Source organism: Pseudomonas sp. P4_C1, from assembly GCF_056402155.1.
The window spans coordinates 31,926-46,442 of sequence record NZ_JBFUHY010000034.1 but is presented as its reverse complement, the minus strand read 5'-3'; the positions used below and the strand labels follow the sequence as shown (position 1 = coordinate 46,442).

The window sequence follows — 14,517 nt, the reverse complement described above, 5'->3', positions numbered from 1 at the left end:
CGTCAGGCCAGCATTTTGCCTCGGGCTTCCTTCAGATTCGCAGTCACCCGCGACACCCTTGCCTCTGGCTAACACTTCCCCTTGCCGGGTGTGTAGAGGACTTTCACCTCCAAGTCACCAGCGAGGCCACCACAGCCAAGCTGGTTGCGCTTACGCGCAACGCGCCATGCCTGGCGCACAAGCAAAAGAGCAGCCGAGGCTGCTCAATCTGTTTTGCCGATTATCCCGCGCACCGCGCGGGAATAACCATTTCAATCAACGTTTCTGGGTCAGGGCGCGGCGTTCAAATTCCACGATCCGCTGACGGTAATGCTCGATCGTCTGGGCGGTCAGTACGCTGCGCTGGTCGTCCTTCAGTTCGCCGTTGAGCTCCTGGGACAATTTGCGCGCCGCTGCCACCATCACATCGAAGGCCTGCTTCGGATGACGCGGGCCTGGCAGCCCCAGGAAGAAACTCACCGCCGGGGTGCTGAAGTGGTCGATGTCGTCCAGGTCGAATACGCCCGGCTTGACCGCGTTGGCCATGGAGAACAGGACTTCACCGTTGCCGGCCATGCTTTCGTGGCGGTGGAAAATATCCATCTCACCGAAACGCAGGCCGCTCTCCAGAATGTTCTGCAACAGCGCCGGGCCCTTGAAGCCGGCAGCGTCGCGGCAGATCACGCTGATCACCAGCACTTCTTCAGCTTGCGGTTGTTCTTTGCCGTTGACCGCTGGCGAAGCCTTGGTGTCATCCGGGAAATCGTCGTCGCGGCTGCTGAAGCTCGGGCCGCCGTCCAGATCCAGACTGAGGTTCATATCGCCCTGGGAAGGTTCGCCGTGGCTACGCTTGCCGCGCTTGGACCCCGACTCGCGAGGCTCGCGGGCCGGCATGCTCACCGACGGCAGATCCTGCTCGTCCAGTTGCGGCTCTTTATGTGTGTCCAGCACGCGCGGCGGGCCCAGCAGCTCGGCGCTGGTGCTGCCTTCCTCGTCTGGCAGGCTGGACAGACTTCGATCAAGACGGAACTTCAGTTTTCCCTTGCCGCCGCGCATACGGCGCCAGCCATCGAAAAGAATACCGGCAATGACAATAATGCCGATGACGATCAGCCACTCGCGCAGACCGATTTCCATGTAATCCCGTGCCTCTATGAAAAATGCTGAAAAATAAGGGGTTTACAACCTGCAAACCGCTTTAAAACGTGGCGCCAACTCTATGTTCTGACAGGCGTTTTGCCCACGTATACGAAAAATTGACATTAAACTAGCACGACCAAAGGTAACTTTACACCGTCTACCACATTGGCTAGCGCGAATATGTCGATTGGCCAGCAAGTCGAAGCCAGTAAAAGAGTCCTACAAACCGTAAACACCCTTTCCTGCAACCACGACTCAGGCATCCACCATTGCCATCGCCTCCTCGACATCCACCGCCACCAGACGTGAGCAACCGGGTTCATGCATCGTTACCCCCATCAGTTGTTCGGCCATTTCCATGGCGATCTTGTTGTGGGTGATATAGATGAACTGCACTGTCTGTGACATTTCTTTTACCAATCGCGCGTAGCGTCCAACGTTAGCGTCATCCAGCGGCGCGTCAACCTCATCGAGCATGCAGAACGGCGCCGGGTTCAATTTGAAGATCGCAAAAACCAGGGCCAATGCAGTCAGGGCTTTTTCGCCGCCGGAGAGCAAATGGATGGTGCTGTTCTTCTTTCCTGGCGGCTGCGCCATGATTGTTACCCCTGTATCGAGTAGATCTTCGCCCGTCAGTTCCAAATACGCGCGGCCTCCACCGAAAACTTTTGGGAAAAGCGCCTGTAAACCGCCATTGATCTGATCAAAGGTATCCTTGAAACGGTTACGGGTTTCCTTGTCGATCTTGCGAATCACGTTCTCAAGGGTATCGAGCGCTTCCACCAGATCRTCGTTCTGCGCATCCAGATAACGTTTACGTTCCGATTGTTGCTGGTACTCATCGATGGCCGCCAGGTTGATCGCGCCCAGACGCTGAATCCTCGCGGCGATACGCTCGAGTTCTTCCTCGGCCTCTTTCTCGCTGGCCTCTGCAGTCAATGTCGCGAGTACGCCGTGGAGATCGTAGCCGTCTTCCAGCAATTGGTCCTGCAAGGTCTTGCGGCGCACGCTCAGGGCTTGCCATTCCATGCGCTGGGTTTCGAGCTGGCTGCGAATCAACTGGGATTGCTGTTCGGCCTGACTGCGACGCTTTTCGGCGTCGCGCAGTTCGCGGTCGGCGTCTTCGAGGGTGATCTGCGCGGTCTTGAGTTCTTCGTCGACGGTCATGCGCTTGTCGAGCAACTCCTCGAGTTTCAGGCGCAGCTCTTCCAGCGGTGCTTCGCCCTCCTCCAGATTGAGGCTCAGTTGCTCGCGTTTTTCCGTCAGCCGCTCGGACTGCATCTCCAGACGCTCCAGCGCCTGGCGCGTGGAATCGTGCTGCGCCTTGAGCGAGCCCAGACGCACCGCCAACTGGTGGGCGTGATCCTTGTGCTGCCGGGCTTCCTGACGTACCCGGTCAAGACGCTCACGCAGGCTGTCGCGCTGGGCCAACAGCAACTCACGCTGCTCGGTGTCCAGCGCCATGCTGTCGAGGGCTTCCTGCAATTGCAGGCGCGCTTCACCGATGTTTTCGTGCTCCAGGGCCCGCTGCTCGTCCAGCTCGGTGAGCTCTTCGTCGAGGCGGCTACGGCGCAGGGTCAATTGTTCGGCCTTGGCTTTGCCGGCGGACAATTGAGCCTTCAATTCACCTTGCTGGCGTGCTTCGTCCTGCAGCAAACGGCGCAAATGTTCGCGACCGTTTTCCTGCTGACGCTGCTGCGCCCYGAGATTCTGCAGCCGGGTTTCCAGGGTTTCGACGGCGGCTTCGCGCTCTTCACGCTCAAGGCCCAGTTGCTGGATTTCCTGACCGCGAGCGAGCACGCCGCTTTCCGCTTCACTGGCCCGACGCACCCGCAGGAAATGCCGTCCAACCCAGTAACCGTCACGACTGATCAGGCTCTGCCCGACGGCCAGTTGACCGCGCAAGGCCAAGGCCTGCTCGAGGCTGTCGACCGGCTTGACCTGCCCCAGCCATGGCGACAGATCGAGCTGCGCCTCGACCTTGTCCAGCAGGCTGCCCGGCACCCGTACGCCATCGCTGGACGGGCTGAGCAAACGCAAATCGCCCTGGGCAAACCCGGACAGATCGAAATCGTTGAAGTCGTCCACCAGCACCGCTTGCAGGTCGGCGCCGAGCACGGTTTCCACCGCCAGCTCCCAACCGGCTTCAACCTTCAGGCCTTCGGCCAGGCGCGGGCGATCCGCAAGATTCTGATCGCGCAGCCATTCGGCGGTGCCGGTGCCCGGATCGAGCGCGGCTTGTTGCAAGGCTTCGAGTGAAGCCAGTCGACCGTTGAGGCGCTGCAAATCGCCCTGGGCCTGCTGTTGCGCCGACAGCGCCTGCTGCAACTCCTGACGCAATTGCTCAAGCTTTTCGACCTGAGCTTCTTCACTGGTCTGCAAATCTTCAAGGGTCGCTTCGGATTCAGCGAGCTGCTCGCTGAGCCCCATGATTGCCGCGTCTTCGGGATCTGCCGAAAGCAAGGCGCGTTCTTCGCCAAGGCGCTTATGCCGGTCCGCCAGACGTTCCAGGCTGGTTTCCAGCTGCTGGATCCGCGACTGCTGCACTTCGGCCTGACGGCGCGGCTCGGCGGCGGTGAGGTTGAACGTATCCCACTGCTCTTGCCAGCCGTGCATGGTGGTTTCGGATTCTTCCAGCGCGGCAGCGGCCTCTTCGGCGGCGGCGCTGGTGACTTCCTGCTCCGGGGTGAGCATGTCCAGCTCTTCGCCGAGGGTCAGCAGCAGCGTGCGGTCGTGGCCCAGGTGCGATTCGGTTTCCAGGCGTGCGCGCTCGGCCTCTTTCAGGTCGTCCTGCAACTGGCGCAAACGCTGCTGACCGTGCTGGATGCTCTGCTCGACCCGGGCGATGTCGCCACCGACCGAGTAGAAGCGTCCCTGCACCAGATTGAAGCGCTCCGAGAGATCGTGATGCCCGTCGCGCAGGCGCTCGATGCTCGCATCGGCGTTACGTTGCTCGGCGACCAGGGCTTCGAAAGAAACTTCCTGGTTGCCGATGATCACTTCACGCTGGCCAACCTGATCGTTCAGCGCCTGCCAGCGCAGGGCCGACAGCTGGGCCTTGAGCTGACGCTCCTCGCCCTTGAATTCCTGATACTTCTTGGCGGCCTCGGCCTGGCGATGCAAGCGTTCTAGTTGACGCTCAAGCTCTTCGCGCAGGTCGGTCAGGCGCTCGAGGTTTTCGTGGGTGCGGCGGATGCGGTTTTCCGTCTCTCGCCGGCGCTCCTTGTACTTGGAGATGCCTGCGGCTTCTTCGATGAAGTTACGCAGGTCTTCGGGCTTGGACTCGATCAGCTTGGAAATCATCCCCTGCTCGATGATCGAGTAGCTGCGCGGGCCGAGGCCGGTGCCGAGGAAGATGTCAGTGATGTCGCGGCGCCGGCATTTGGTGCCGTTAAGGTAGTAAGTCGTCTGGCTGTCGCGGGTCACTTTGCGGCGAATGGAAATTTCCGCATAGGCGGCGTACTCGCCAAGCAGTGTCCCGTCGGAGTTGTCGAACACCAGTTCGATGCTCGCCTGGCTCACCGGTTTGCGACTGGTGGAGCCATTGAAGATAACGTCGGTCATCGACTCGCCGCGCAGGTTCTTCGCCGAGCTCTCGCCCATCACCCAACGCACGGCGTCGATGATGTTCGACTTGCCGCAGCCATTGGGCCCGACCACTGCCGCCATGTTACTGGGGAAGTTCACCGTGGTCGGGTCGACGAAGGACTTGAACCCCGCCAGCTTGATGCACTTGAGCCGCACGTTTAAGCGTCCGTCAGGGCAGAAACCACCAGATCGCAACTGCGCTGGGCGTAAGCCGTCAGCACTTCGCGGATCTGCGGAAAGTCACGGGCCAGCACGGCAGCGAGCAAGCGCTCGAACAGTTCCAGGAATTCGCTCATCGACGCTTTGCGCTGGTCCAGCGCGAGGAAATACGCACGGCTCATGGCCGGTTGCAGATTCTCGACGGTTTCCTGCAAGTACGGGTTGTTGGCGAACGGATACGCGGCGCGCATCACATTGAAGCTATCGTCGACGAAGGTGCGGATGTCCTGACGCTCGTAGCTGGCAGTCAGGCGCTGCTGGATCTGCAAGAACGGCGCCATGTCGGCCTGGGTTTTCCAGCCACTGGCCACCGAGTTACCGAGCAGAATGTAGAGCTCGCTCATCAGCGTGCACAGACTCCGCACCTTGTGCGCGGTGAGTTCGGTAACGTGGGCGCCACGTCGCGGCAGGATCGCGATCAGGTGCCGACGCTCGAGGATCAGCAAGGCCTCGCGAACCGAACCACGGCTGACATTGAGGGCCAGCGTGACTTTCTGTTCCTGGATGCGCTCTCCGGGCTTCATTTCGCCGCGAATGATACGTTCGGCGAGGTGGTGAGCGATTTGCTCGGCGAGGCTGTCCGGCGCCTTGAACGTCATGGTTGTCCTTCAAACTCTTCGATCTGTACAAGCGGCGCAGTGTAGCGCAATTGCTGCATCAGGGCGGAGTGCCCGTCCGGAGGTTTTTGGCACGATTCAAGCAAAAAAGCAGGCTATCGAACCAACGACAATAATTAAGGAACAGGTGGTTGATCGACAAATTGCAATTTCCTGACCTTTAAGTCAGAAAATCATTGACCGAAAAGTCAGACCTGCTAAATTCAGTTCCTGTCGGTTAACAACAATAATGAGTCTGCGAGGCCTTCCGTGATCCAGTTTTTACTAAACCAGGAACTCCGTAGCGAGCACGCCCTGGACCCGAACCTGACCGTGCTCAATTATCTGCGCGACCATGTGGGCAAACCCGGTACCAAAGAAGGCTGCGCCAGCGGTGACTGTGGCGCCTGCACCGTGGTGGTCGGCGAGTTGCAAACGGATGATGACGGCCGCGAACACATTCGCTATCGCAGCCTCAACTCGTGCCTGACGTTCGTGTCGTCCCTGCACGGCAAACAGCTCATCAGCGTTGAAGACCTCAAGCACAAGGGTGAACTGCACAGCGTGCAGAAAGCCATGGTCGAGTGCCACGGCTCGCAATGCGGTTTCTGCACCCCCGGTTTCGTGATGTCGCTGTTTGCCCTGCAAAAGAACAGCGATGCACCGGACCATGCCAAGGCCCACGAAGCACTGGCCGGCAATCTGTGCCGCTGCACCGGCTACCGGCCGATCCTGGAAGCCGCCGAGCAGTCCTGCTGCGCCAAGCAGCCGGACCAGTTCGACGCCCGCGAGGCCGACACCATCGCGCGCCTGAAAGCCATTGCCCCGACCGATATCGGCGAACTCAACAGCGGCGACAAACGCTGCCTGGTGCCGCTGACCGTGGCCGACCTGGCCGACCTCTATGACGCCTATCCACAGGCCCGCCTGCTGGCCGGCGGTACCGACCTGGCGCTGGAAGTCACGCAGTTCCACCGCACCCTGCCGGTGATGATCTACGTTGGCAACGTCGCCGAGATGAAGCGCATCGAACGTTTTGACGACCGCCTGGAAATCGGCGCCGCCACGGCCCTGTCCGATTGCTACGAGGCCTTGAACGCCGAGTACCCGGACTTCGGTGAATTGCTGCACCGCTTCGCGTCCTTGCAGATCCGCAATCAGGGCACCCTTGGCGGCAACATCGGCAACGCCTCGCCGATTGGTGACTCACCGCCCCTGCTGATCGCCTTGGGCGCGCAAATCGTGCTGTGCAAGGGCGAAACCCGCCGCACCCTGGCGCTGGAAGATTACTTCATCGATTACCGCGTCACTGCGCGTCAGGAAAGCGAGTTCATCGAGAAGATCATCGTGCCGCGTGCCAGCGCCGAAAAACTGTTCCGTGCCTACAAGATCTCCAAGCGTCTGGACGATGACATTTCGGCGGTGTGCGCCGCCTTCAACATTCGCCTGGAAAACGGTGTAGTCGCTGAAGCCCGCGTCGCCTTTGGTGGCATGGCGGCTATCCCGAAGCGCGCCGCCGCCTGCGAAGCCGCGTTACTCGGTGCGCCGTTCAACAACGCCACCATCGAGCGTGCCTGCGCTGCCCTGGGCGAAGACTTCACGCCGCTCTCGGACTTCCGCGCCAGCAAGGAATATCGCCTGCTCAGCGCGCAGAACCTGCTGCGCAAATACTTCATCGAACTGCAAACACCGCACATCGAGACTCGGGTGACCGCTTATGTCTAATCATCACGCCGTAGAGAAGACCCAAGCCGAATTGGCTGAACTGTTCGCCAAGGACCTGACCACCGGTGTCGGCCGCAGCGTCAAGCACGACAGCGCCGCCAAGCATGTGGCCGGTGAAGCGCAGTACATCGACGATCGCCTGGAGTTTCCGAACCAGTTGCACGTTTATGCGCGCATGTCGGACCGTGCCCACGCCCGGATCATCAGTATCGACACCGCCCCCTGCTACGCCTTCGAAGGCGTGCGCATCGCCATCACCCACGAGGACGTGCCGGGCCTGAAAGACATCGGCCCATTGCTGCCAGGCGATCCGCTGCTGGCCATCGATACCGTGCAATTCGTCGGTCAACCGGTGGTCGCCGTTGCCGCGAATGACCTGGAAACCGCGCGTAAAGCGGCCATGGCCGCGATCATCGAATACGAAGACCTCGAGCCCGTGCTGGATGTGGTCGAAGCCCTGCGCAAACGCCACTTCGTACTCGACAGTCACACCCACAAACGCGGCGATTCAGCCACGGCGCTGGCCACTGCCAAACATCGCATCCAGGGCACCCTGCACATCGGTGGCCAGGAGCACTTCTACCTGGAAACCCAGATCTCTTCGGTGATGCCCACCGAAGATGGCGGCATGATCGTCTACTGCTCCACGCAAAACCCCACCGAAGTGCAGAAACTGGTGGCGGAAGTGCTGGACGTGTCGATGAACAAAATCGTCGTCGACATGCGCCGCATGGGCGGCGGTTTCGGCGGCAAGGAAACCCAGGCGGCGAGCCCCGCGTGCCTGTGCGCGGTGATCGCGCACCTCACCGGCCAGCCGACCAAGATGCGCCTGCCGCGGGTCGAAGACATGCTGATGACCGGCAAACGTCACCCGTTCTATGTCGAGTATGACGTCGGCTTCGACAGCACCGGCCGCCTGCACGGCATCAACCTGGAACTGGCCGGCAACTGCGGTTGCTCCCCTGACCTGTCGGCGTCGATTGTCGACCGGGCGATGTTCCACTCGGACAACTCGTACTACCTGGGCGATGCGACCATCAACGGTCATCGCTGCAAGACCAACACCGCATCGAACACCGCCTACCGTGGGTTCGGCGGCCCGCAAGGCATGGTCGCCATCGAAGAAGTGATGGACGCCATCGCCCGGCACCTGGCCCTGGATCCGTTGGCAGTGCGCAAGGCCAACTACTACGGCAAGACCGAGCGCAACGTCACCCACTACTACCAGACTGTCGAGCACAACATGCTCGAAGAGATGACCGCGGAACTTGAAGAAAGCAGCCAGTACACCGAGCGTCGCGAAGCGATCCGTCGCTACAACGCCAACAGCCCGATCCTGAAAAAAGGCCTGGCGCTGACCCCGGTGAAATTCGGCATTTCCTTCACCGCGAGTTTCCTCAACCAGGCAGGAGCACTGGTGCACGTCTACACCGACGGCAGCATCCACCTCAACCACGGCGGCACCGAAATGGGCCAGGGCCTGAACACCAAGGTCGCGCAGGTCGTGGCCGAAGTGTTCCAGGTGGAAATGGACCGCGTGCAGATCACCGCGACCAACACCGACAAAGTGCCGAACACCTCGCCGACCGCCGCTTCCAGCGGTGCYGACCTGAACGGCAAGGCCGCGCAGAACGCTGCCGAAACCATCAAGCAACGCTTGGTGGAATTCGCCGCTCGCCAATACAAGGTCAGCGAAGAAGACGTGGAATTCCACAACGGCCACGTGCGGGTTCGCGATCACATCCTGACCTTCGAAGCACTGATTCAGCAGGCGTATTTCGCCCAGGTGTCGCTGTCGAGCACCGGCTTCTACAAGACCCCGAAAATCTACTACGACCGCAGCCAGGCCCGTGGCCGGCCGTTCTACTACTTCGCCTTCGGCGCGGCGTGCTGCGAAGTGCTGGTCGATACCCTGACCGGCGAATACAAGATGCTGCGCACCGATATCCTCCACGACGTCGGCGCCTCGCTGAACCCGGCCATCGACATCGGTCAGGTCGAGGGCGGTTTCATCCAGGGCATGGGCTGGCTGACCATGGAAGAGCTGGTGTGGAACAACAAGGGCAAGCTGATGACCAATGGCCCGGCCAGCTACAAGATCCCGGCCGTGGCGGACATGCCGCTGGACCTGCGGGTGAAGCTGGTGGAAAACCGCAAGAACCCGGAAGACACGGTGTTCCATTCCAAGGCTGTGGGCGAGCCGCCGTTCATGCTCGGCATTGCCTCGTGGTGTGCGATCAAGGACGCGGTGGCAAGCCTGGGCGATTACAAGCATCAACCGAAAATCGACGCACCGGCGACTCCGGAGCGGGTGTTGTGGGGTTGTGAGCAGATGCGCCAGTTGAAGGCGGCGAAGGCTGTCGAAGCCGAGACCGAGTTGGCTTCGCTCTAAGACCGAGGTGCGGCTATCGCGAGCAAGCTCGCTCCCACAGGGTTATGTGCTGACTGATGGACCTGTACAAATCCAATGTGGGAGCGAGCTTGCTCGCGATGGCGGACTAACAGACACACAGATGTCGAGGTGAACATGTACAACTGGATCGACGCCCTCGCCGACCTGCAAAACCGGGGTGAGCCCTGCGTGCTGGTCACTATCATCGAAGAGCTCGGCTCGACGCCGCGCAACGCTGGCTCGAAGATGGTCATCAGCGCGAACCAGAGCTTCGACACCATCGGTGGCGGGCACCTGGAATACAAGGCCATGAAGATCGCCCGCGAGATGCTCGCCAGCGGCAAGCAGGACACGCATCTGGAGCGCTTCAGCCTCGGCGCCAGCCTGGGCCAATGCTGCGGTGGTGCGACGGTATTGCTGTTCGAACCGATGGGCCAGGTGCAGGCGCAGATCGCCGTGTTCGGTGCCGGCCACGTGGGCCGCGCACTGGTGCCACTGCTCGCTGGCCTGMCCTGCCGGGTGCGCTGGATCGACTCGCGGGAGGAAGAATTCCCCGAGCAGATCCCCCACGGTGTGCGCAAGATCGTCAGCGAAGAACCGGTGGATGAAATCGATGACCTGCCCGCCGGCAGCTATTGCATCGTGATGACCCACAACCATCAACTCGACCTCGAACTGACCGCTGCGATCCTCAAGCGCAACGACTTCGCCTACTTCGGTCTGATCGGCTCGAAGACCAAACGCGTGAAGTTCGAACATCGCCTGCGCGACCGCGGTTTCGACAGCAGCGTTGTGCAACGCATGCGCTGCCCGATGGGCATCGGCGAAGTCAAAGGCAAATTGCCTGTGGAAATCGCCATCTCCATCGCCGGCGAAATCATCGCCACCTATAACGCGAACTTCGGGCAGCACACCGCCAGCGCCGGATCGATTGCCAAACTGCTGCCTGCGTCACGCCGCAGCCAAGCGTCGAACTAAAGAGCCACCATTTGAGAACGCCCATGCCACTGACTCGCAAAGCCTACCGCGCCGCCATCCTGCACAGCATCGCCGACCCCGCCATCGTGGGCATCGAAGCCTCCTACGAGTATTTCGAAGACGGCTTGCTGGTTGTGGATAACGGCCAAATCAGCGCCCTCGGCCACGCCAGCGAATTGCTGCCGACCCTGCCGGCTGACGTCGAAATCACCCACTACCAGGATGCACTGATCACTCCAGGTTTCATCGACACCCATATCCACCTGCCGCAAACCGGCATGGTCGGTGCCTACGGCGAGCAATTGCTGGACTGGCTCAACACCTACACCTTCCCGTGCGAAAGCCAGTTCGCCAACAAAGCCCATGCCGATGAAGTCGCGGAGATTTTCATCAAGGAACTGCTGCGCAACGGCACCACCACTGCGCTGGTATTCGGCAGCGTGCATCCGCAATCGGTGAACTCGTTCTTCGAAGCCGCCGAGCAGTTGGACCTGCGGATGATCGCCGGCAAGGTGATGATGGRCCGCAACGCCCCGGACTACCTGACCGACACCGCCGAATCCAGCTACGTACAAAGCAAGGCGCTGATCGAGCGCTGGCACGGCAAGGGTCGCCTGCACTACGCGGTCACCCCACGCTTCGCACCGACCAGCACTCCGGAACAGCTAACCCTGGCCGGCCAATTGCTGACCGAATACCCGGATCTGTACATGCAGACCCACATCAGCGAAAACCTCAAGGAAATCGAGTGGGTCAAGGCGCTGTTCCCGGAGCGCAAGGGTTACCTGGACGTCTACGATCACTACCAGTTGCTCGGCGAGCGCTCGGTATTCGCCCACGGTGTGCATCTGTGCGATGACGAGTGCGCGCGACTGGCGGAAACCGGTTCAGCCATCTCGTTCTGCCCGACCTCGAACTTCTTCCTCGGCAGCGGCCTGTTCAACCTGCCGATGGCCGAGAAGCACAAGCTCAATGTCGGCATCGGCACCGATGTGGGCGGCGRCACCAGTTTCTCGCTGCTGCAAACCCTCAACGAAGCCTACAAGGTCATGCAGCTGCAAGGTGCACGCCTGAGCCCCTTCAAGTCGCTGTACCTGGCGACCCTCGGCGGCGCCCGTGCACTGCGCCTGGAAGACAAGATCGGCAACCTGCAACCGGGCACCGACGCCGACTTCCTCGTGCTGGACTACAACGCCACGCCGCTGCTGGGCTATCGCCTGAAGCAGGCCAATAACATCGCCGAGACGTTGTTTGTGTTGATGACGCTGGGTGATGACCGGACTGTGCTGCAGACTTATGCGGCGGGGAATCTGGTGCATCAGCGCTAAAAGTTTGCGCCCATAAAAAATCCCCCGTCGCTGTACAGCCCGGGGGATTTTTATTGCCTGTCAGATCGTCATCGCGAGCAGGCTCGCTCCCACAGTTGATCTTCAGTGATCACAAATTTCGCATTCGACACAAAACCCTGTGGGAGCCAGCCTGCTGGCGATAGGCGCGACGCGGTCTATCAGAGTTTCGCGGTCGACCGCCCTGGCTTCTTGGTCTGCAACAAATGCGAGAACACCGCATGCAGATCATCCGAAGCACTTTCTTCGTCGAGGTTGAGCTTGCTGTCGATGTGATCCATGTGGTGCATCATCAGGTCGACCGCCAGTTCAGCGTCGCGTTTTTCGATGGCGTCGATCAACTGGGTGTGCTCGTCGTAGGAGCAGTGGGAGCGGTTGCCGCTTTCGTACTGGGCGATGATCAGCGAAGTCTGGGACACCAGGCTGCGCTGGAAACTGATCAACGGGGCGTTTTTCGCCGCTTCGGCCAGTTTCAGGTGGAATTCGCCCGACAGGCGGATGCCGGCACCACGGTCGCCACGGGAAAAGCTGTCGCGCTCGTCGTTGACCATCTGGCGCAGTTCGGCGATCTGCTCGGCGGTGGCGTGCTGCACCGCCAGCTCAGTGATCGCGCGCTCGACCAGACGCCGGGCCATGAACACCTGGCGCGCCTCCTCGACACTCGGACTGGCGACGACGGCACCGCGGTTCGGACGCAACAGCACCACGCCTTCATGGGCCAGGCGCGACAAGGCGCGGCGAATGATGGTGCGGCTGACCCCGAAAATTTCCCCCAGCGCTTCTTCGCTCAACTTGGTGCCGGGCGCCAGGCGCTGTTCGAGGATGGCCTCGAAGATATGCGCGTAGACAATATCGTCCTGGGTGCCGCTACGGCCGGCTTTGCCTGCTCGCGGTTGTTTCTTTAGGGGTTGCAACTGTTCGTTCATGGGCACTCGAGTCGGAAGAACTGCGGCGAATTGACGGTGACTGTATTACGGCACGGTGGGTCGCTGGCAAGTATCGCGTAAATAACACTGTGATTGTACACAATGGTTAGTGCCAACACGACTGTACGGCTGAATGTTGCTACGGCTGTATTGCAACGTCTGGTTACTTTTGAGTTTAGGCTTGTTCGTAGAATCCGCCTTTGTAACGCGATCCCTGTGGGAGCGAGCTTGCTCCGGGCGGCGTTCCGACGATGGCGGCGTCACATTCAGCACTCCTGTTGGCTGATCCACCGCTATCGCGAGCAAGCTCGCTCCCACAGGGGTTCAGACGTTGCCGCGGACATCTTCATTTGTAAAAGGAACACCATCCGTCATGAACGACGCCACCCAAACGCAGCTCCGCCCGTTGGCCGACACCTCGCCCTCGGCCATCGTCGCCGGATTCATCGCCATGATGACCGGCTACACCAGTTCCCTGGTGCTGATGTTTCAGGCCGGGCAAGCGGCGGGCCTGAGCAGCGGGCAGATTTCTTCGTGGATCTGGGCCATCTCGATCGGTATGGCGGTGTGCTCCATTGGCCTGTCCCTGCGCTATCGCACGCCGATAACCATTGCCTGGTCGACCCCCGGCGCCGCGCTGCTGATCACAAGCTTAGGCGGTGTGAGCTACGGCGAAGCCATTGGTGCCTATATCACCTGCGCGGTGCTGGTGACGATTTGCGGGCTGACCGGCAGCTTCGAACGGCTGATGAAAAAGATTCCCGCATCCCTGGCCGCCGCCCTGCTGGCGGGGATCCTGTTCAAGATCGGCAGCGAGATTTTCGTCGCGGCGCAACACCGCACCGCCCTGGTACTGGGGATGTTCTTCACTTATCTGGTGGTCAAGCGCCTGTCGCCACGCTATTCGGTGTTGGCAGCATTGCTGATCGGCACGGCATTGTCAGGCTTCATGGGGCTGCTGGACTTCAGCGGTTTTCACCTGGAGGTGGCGACGCCGGTCTGGACCACGCCGCACTTCTCCCTGGCCGCGACCATCAGCATTGGCATTCCGCTGTTTGTCGTCGCCATGACCTCACAAAACATGCCCGGTATCGCCGTATTGCGCGCCGATGGCTACACGGTGCCTGCCTCGCCGCTGATCACCACCACCGGCATCGCCAGTTTGCTGCTGGCACCGTTCGGCTCCCACGGGATCAACCTGGCGGCGATCAGCGCAGCGATCTGCACCGGACCGCACGCCCATGAGGATCGCCACAAGCGCTACACCGCAGCCGTCTGGTGCGGGATTTTCTACGGGATCGCCGGGGTGTTCGGCGCGACGCTCGCGGCATTGTTTGCCGCGCTGCCCAAGGAGCTGGTGCTGTCGATTGCGGCGCTGGCGCTGTTCGGCTCGATCATCAACGGCTTGAGCATCGCCATGAGCGAAGTGAAGGAACGTGAAGCAGCGTTGATCACCTTCATGGTCACGGCATCGGGGCTGACGCTGTTTTCCATCGGTTCGGCGTTCTGGGGGATTGTCGCGGGTGTTGTGACTCTGCTGATCCTGACCTGTAGGAGCGAGCCTGCTCGCGATGGTCGTCAACGATAACGCTGGAAACCTGAGACCCCGCAGCGCTCTCAGGTTCATC

General features: G+C 60.8%; 9 protein-coding genes. 5 read left to right on the top strand and 4 right to left on the bottom strand.

Features of this window, described 5'->3' with window-relative positions:
- Positions 1-255: 255 nt before the first annotated feature.
- From zipA to AC1DU9_RS18500, 3 genes are all read right to left on the bottom strand, one after another.
- Complete coding sequence (zipA, locus tag AC1DU9_RS18510) at positions 256-1,116, bottom strand: cell division protein ZipA (RefSeq protein ID WP_477810593.1); 861 nt, start codon at positions 1,114-1,116, stop codon at positions 256-258.
- Positions 1,117-1,374: 258 nt separating this feature from the next.
- Positions 1,375-4,863: a chromosome segregation protein SMC gene (gene smc, locus AC1DU9_RS18505; protein WP_477810592.1), complete on the bottom strand. Its 3,489-nt coding sequence runs from the start codon at positions 4,861-4,863 to the stop codon at positions 1,375-1,377.
- A 2-nt stretch (positions 4,864-4,865) separates the two neighbouring features.
- Positions 4,866-5,525, bottom strand: coding sequence for a GntR family transcriptional regulator (locus AC1DU9_RS18500; protein ID WP_223462914.1), 660 nt, complete (start codon positions 5,523-5,525; stop codon positions 4,866-4,868).
- A 267-nt stretch (positions 5,526-5,792) separates the two neighbouring features.
- Here AC1DU9_RS18500 and xdhA point away from each other — a divergent pair, with 267 nt between their 5' ends.
- The 4 genes from xdhA (at position 5,793) to guaD (ending at position 11,945) form a co-directional block, all read left to right on the top strand.
- Positions 5,793-7,247, top strand: a complete 1,455-nt coding sequence (xdhA, locus tag AC1DU9_RS18495; protein WP_223462915.1) for a xanthine dehydrogenase small subunit — start codon at positions 5,793-5,795, stop codon at positions 7,245-7,247.
- The gene (gene xdhB, locus AC1DU9_RS18490) at positions 7,240-9,639 is read left to right on the top strand and encodes a xanthine dehydrogenase molybdopterin binding subunit (protein WP_477810591.1); all 2,400 of its coding nucleotides are present in this window, start codon (positions 7,240-7,242) and stop codon (positions 9,637-9,639) included. The genes xdhA and xdhB overlap by 8 nt, the downstream gene beginning before the upstream one ends.
- 135 nt (positions 9,640-9,774) lie before the next feature.
- Complete coding sequence (xdhC, locus tag AC1DU9_RS18485; protein WP_477810590.1) at positions 9,775-10,617, top strand: xanthine dehydrogenase accessory protein XdhC; 843 nt, start codon at positions 9,775-9,777, stop codon at positions 10,615-10,617.
- 23 nt (positions 10,618-10,640) lie between these two features.
- Positions 10,641-11,945, top strand: coding sequence for a guanine deaminase (gene guaD / locus AC1DU9_RS18480; protein WP_477810589.1), 1,305 nt, complete (start codon positions 10,641-10,643; stop codon positions 11,943-11,945).
- Between the two features lie 179 nt (positions 11,946-12,124).
- Here guaD and AC1DU9_RS18475 read toward each other — a convergent pair whose 3' ends face one another.
- Entirely contained in the window at positions 12,125-12,889 is a 765-nt protein-coding gene (locus AC1DU9_RS18475; protein ID WP_007993504.1) for a GntR family transcriptional regulator, read from the bottom strand.
- Positions 12,890-13,262: 373 nt separating this feature from the next.
- Here AC1DU9_RS18475 and AC1DU9_RS18470 point away from each other — a divergent pair, with 373 nt between their 5' ends.
- Entirely contained in the window at positions 13,263-14,477 is a 1,215-nt protein-coding gene (locus tag AC1DU9_RS18470; RefSeq protein WP_477810588.1) for a benzoate/H(+) symporter BenE family transporter, read from the top strand.
- Positions 14,478-14,517: the final 40 nt, after the last annotated feature.